Below are 4,476 nucleotides of genomic sequence, written 5' to 3' on the forward strand. Positions count from 1 at the left end.
GGGCGGCATCGGCCGGCGCACGTTGGCGGAGCACTCGAACCCCTCGCACAGGAGCGTGCCGACGGTGTCGCCGTTACGGCCGGCCTTACCGGCGCGCTTGGCGCCGAACAGCACGACCTCGTTGGGCAGCCTGACGTCCTCGCACCACGAGCACTGCGCCCGCGTGCGGGTGCGCTGCTCGGTCTGGCGCAACAGGACGCCGACCGGCTCGCCATCGACCGGCACCACGATGAAGCCGGCGAGCGGCTGCTTCGGGTCGCGCCAGCCGAGATAGTCGAGCCGGTCCCACTCGAACCCGGCGAGGTCGGGCACCACGAGGGCATTGCGTTCGCGCAGTGAGGCGTTGACGAAGGACGCGCGGATGTCCTTCTCGGTGAATGCGTGCATGATTCCTTGCTTCGCGAGGCGTCCCCGAGGAGGCGACGATGATCGGATGCCGCGGACCGGCGGTGCGCGGAGGTGCGGGTGCGTCGGGTCGGCTGCGACGCACGCGGCTACCTCCGCTCGGCACGGAGCGCGCCGAGGACCTCCTCACGCCCACCGGGCGTCACCGAACACAGGGATTGCACGATCGACAGCCTACGCCCGCACCTGAACCCGCCGACCTTTCCGCCGGAGTCTTGACGGAAAAATCCAACCTCCGTTTGATGGGTCGCGAACACCCACGGAGGGTCCCGCCCCGATCGCCGCTCGGCGCGGGGCGCCGGCCGTCCTGATCTCGTCGCGCGCCCGTCGTGCGTCGTTGTCGTGCGCCCGCGCGGCACTTCGATGAAGAAGGAGACCACCCATGATGCGATGGCGAACAGCCAGTCTCGCCACGGCGGCGGTGCTGGCCGGTGCCCTGCTCGTCGGCACACCGGCCGGTGCGGCACCGCCTTCCGCGCCCCACGCCGCAGCCGCGGCGCCCGGAACGTATGCCAACCCGGTGACCGCCGGGGTCGTCGACACGTTCCCCGACCCCGCGATGATCCGCGGCAAGGACGGCGCCTGGTACGCGTACGGCACGACGAACCCCATCTTCCACAGCTCGGGCGAAGCCGGCGAGCACGTCCTCCCGGTGCTGCGCTCGACCGACATGGTGCAGTGGGAGTACGTCGGCGACGTGTATCCGGCGGGCGCGCCGCTGCCCCCGTACTGGGTCGGCGGCACGCGGCCGTGGGCTCCCGACATCCGCTACATCGACGGTGAGTACCACCTCACCTACTCGCTCTCCAACGGCGGGGTCGCGCTGCTGACCGCCGAGACCCCGACCGGACCGTGGACCGACCGTGGCCTGCTCATCGGCGGCCCGGGCGTCGCCGGCTGCCCCACCGGCAACATCGACCAGGCGCTGTTCACCGACAGCGACGGCACGCACTACTTCTACTGGGGCAGCTACGACGTCATCTGCGTCTCTGAGATGAATGCCGACGCCACCGCGCTCGTCGGGGAGGTGACGCAGATCGCGCAGGGCCGGCGCATGGAGGGTGGCTTCGTCGTGCAGCGCGACGGCTTCTACTACCTCATGTACTCCGACGCGGGATGCTGCGACGGCGCGTTCAGCGGCTATACGGTCAAGGTCGGCCGCAGCGAGAGCCCGACCGGTCCGTTCGTGGATGACCACGGCGTCGACCTCATGGCCCTCTCGAGCAAGGGCGGCTTCGTGCTGACCTCGAACGGCAACGGCTTCGCCGGGCCGGGGCACAACGCGATCCAGACCGACCTCGCCGGTCAGGACTGGCTCGTGTACCACGCGATCCCGACGGCCGACCCCGATTTCCCGCCGGTCGACACGCGCAACGGACGCCTCAGCCTGTCGAAGCGGCCCATGATGATCGACCGCCTCGACTGGATCGACGGCTGGCCGGTGGTGAACGCCGGAGCGGGCCCGTCGTCGGGCGAGCAGCCGGCGCCCGTCACGACGCCCGCGCTGGGTGCCGACTTCACGTCCGGTATCGACGGCTGGAAGAGCACGGGCGCGGTGGCGCTCGCCGAGTCGACGGATGCCGGAGCCCATGCCCGCATCGGGTCCGGCGCTTCGCTGACCACCGAGGCGCAGACCTCGGGCGACCAGCGCGTGCAGGGAGATGTGCGGTTCGCCGAGGGTGGCGACACCGGTGCCGCCGGGCTCGCGATGGGCGTGCGTGGGCAGAACGGCGCGACGGCCTGGATCGATCGCCAGGCCGGTGAGCTGCGCCTGGAGGTGACGCACGGCTCGCGCACCGCGGAGCAGTCCGCGCCGCTGCCCGCGAACTTCTCGTACGAGACGTGGCATGTCGTCGCGATCGAGTGGCGAGGTCGAACGGTTACGGCCGAGGTGTCGGCCGCCAACCTCAACGACCCGCTCGCGACGGTCGCCGTCGAGGCGCCGCGGCAGGCGAAGTCGCACGGCGCGATCGGCGCGGTCGCCGAAGGCGTCGCCGTCGATGCCGACAACCTCAGCGCGGCTGTGCTGTACGTGCCGGTCACCGAGCGGGTCGCCGACCCGCAGCCGAGTGAGCTCCTCGCCGACTACTCCGACGAGTTCGACCTCGACGGGGAGGCCGAGGCGGCGGACGACGCCTGGAGCTGGGTGCGCCCGTCCGCGGCCGGCCCCACTGTGACGGCCGGATCGCTGGTGTGGCCGACGCAGGGCGCCGAACTGCACCTCGCGAACAACACGGCACCCGTGCTGCTGCGCGCCGCGCCCCGCGAGGACTTCATCGTCGAGACGAAGCTGACCTTCGACGGCGACCGCGCCGCCCAGCAGGCGGGGCTCGTGCTCTATGAGACCGACGACCGGTACCTCAAGCTCGCGCACTCCGTCCTGCCCCTCAATCGCAAGGCCGGGCAGTTCCTGCACCAGACCGAGTTCGGCAAGGAGACGGAGCGGCCGACCGCGACGCCTCCGGCTCCGGTGGCGAACGGGCCCATGTTCGGCGCAGCGCCGGCCGAGACGACCTGGCTGCGGCTGTACGCGCAGCTGGACGCCGCGAACGGCGAATGGGACGTGCGCATGGCGTCGAGCACCGACGGCGAGAACTGGCAGTGGGGCGGCGTGTGGTCGCTCGCGACCGTGGGCGACCTGCGCATCGGGCTCGTCTCGTACAGCGCGGCGGGTGCGACGGCCGAGTTCGACTACGTCCGCACGTACGCGATGGGCGGCGCGGAGCGGGCCTTCCCAACGAGCTGGCCGATCCCCATGCCGTATGGGCTGGCCGACGGACGCGAGGAGCTCATGCCGCGCGACGACAACTCGATGATCCTCGATCTCGAGCTGCGGCCGCAGGACGAGGCGCTGGGCCGCGTGTGGATGCGGGACACCTATGTGAACCGCTTCGAGGTGGACGGCGAGACCGTGTACGTCGCGACGGGCACCACCAAGCCCGCGGAGCTCGACAAGGCGGCGCCGTGGAACGACGGCATCTACGTGTGGATCGCACCCTCGCTCGAGGGACCGTGGAAGCTCGTCGATACGACGGGCATCCGCCCCGATCACCCGAAGGGCAAGGTGTGGTCGCCCGAGTTCGTCGACGAGAACACAGCCGATCGCGTCGTCGTCACGGGTTGGCAGGAGTACAAGAACCCCGACGACCCCGCCACCAAGGCGGGCAACGCGTGGGCGCCCGAGCTGCACCACATCGACGGCACGTGGTATCTGGTGGCGTGCATGGGTGACCACAGCACGCTGACGGGGTCGTTCATCCTGGTGAGCGAGGGCGGTCCGGAGGGGCCGTACCGCAACATCGAGGCGAACATCGACCACCCGCTCGGCGAGCCGGTGCGGGCGAACAACCCGCAGTACTACCACATCGACGGCGGGCTCTTCGATGACGGCGACAAGACGTACCTGGTGCTGCACAACGACCTGTACTCCGAGATGACGCCCGACATGGAGAACCTCGTGAATCCCACGAGCCTGCCGGCGTTCACGCAGCGCAAGTACTCCCCCGAGCCCTACCTCGAGGGCGCGACCGTGACGAAGGTGGGCGAGAAGTACTACCTGATGCACGCCGCGTGGTCGTGGAAGCCGACGCCGGCGTCCGGTCCGACGTATCGCGCAGGCACGGGCCTGCGTGAGCAGTACGATGCGATCGTGGCGGTCGCCGACAGGTTCGAGGGTCCCTACACCGCCCGCTACACAGCGGGCGTGGGCGCCGGGCACAACAACATGTTCATCGACGAGCACGGCGACCCGTGGATGACGTTCTTCAACAACCCGGCCCACGGCTACTGGGCCGACCCGTCGCGCGTCGGTGACGCGGCCGTTCCCGGAATCGCGCGCATGGAGAAGAGCGGTCCGCTGGGCGAGATCCTGACAGTGGCCCGGCCGTCGGAGGGCTGACTCCAGCCGCCCTCCCCCACAGCGGGGCGCTCGCGACGGGCGAGCGCCCCGCTCCCGTATTCCCCGCGACGTTTTGGTCACGGCTCGGAAGAATCCAAGCATTTTTCTGTCGGGGTGTTGACGGAAAAATCCAGGGTTGAGAGTGTTGCACGCATGTCATCGACGACCGGGGT

General features: G+C 70.1%; 2 protein-coding genes. One reads left to right on the forward strand and one right to left on the reverse strand.

Annotation, left to right across the window (positions count from 1 at the left end):
• A partial coding sequence (locus tag EIO58_RS13270) for an FBP domain-containing protein (protein WP_164861695.1) occupies positions 1-387 on the reverse strand: 387 nt, incomplete at its 3' end.
• Positions 388-787: 400 nt separating this feature from the next.
• Here EIO58_RS13270 and EIO58_RS13275 point away from each other — a divergent pair.
• The gene (locus EIO58_RS13275) at positions 788-4,303 is read left to right on the forward strand and encodes a family 43 glycosylhydrolase (protein WP_205789271.1); all 3,516 of its coding nucleotides are present in this window, start codon (positions 788-790) and stop codon (positions 4,301-4,303) included.
• Positions 4,304-4,476: the final 173 nt, after the last annotated feature.

The sequence above is a fragment of the Microbacterium sp. CPCC 204701 genome (genome assembly GCF_004010105.1).
GTDB lineage: Bacteria > Actinomycetota > Actinomycetes > Actinomycetales > Microbacteriaceae > Microbacterium.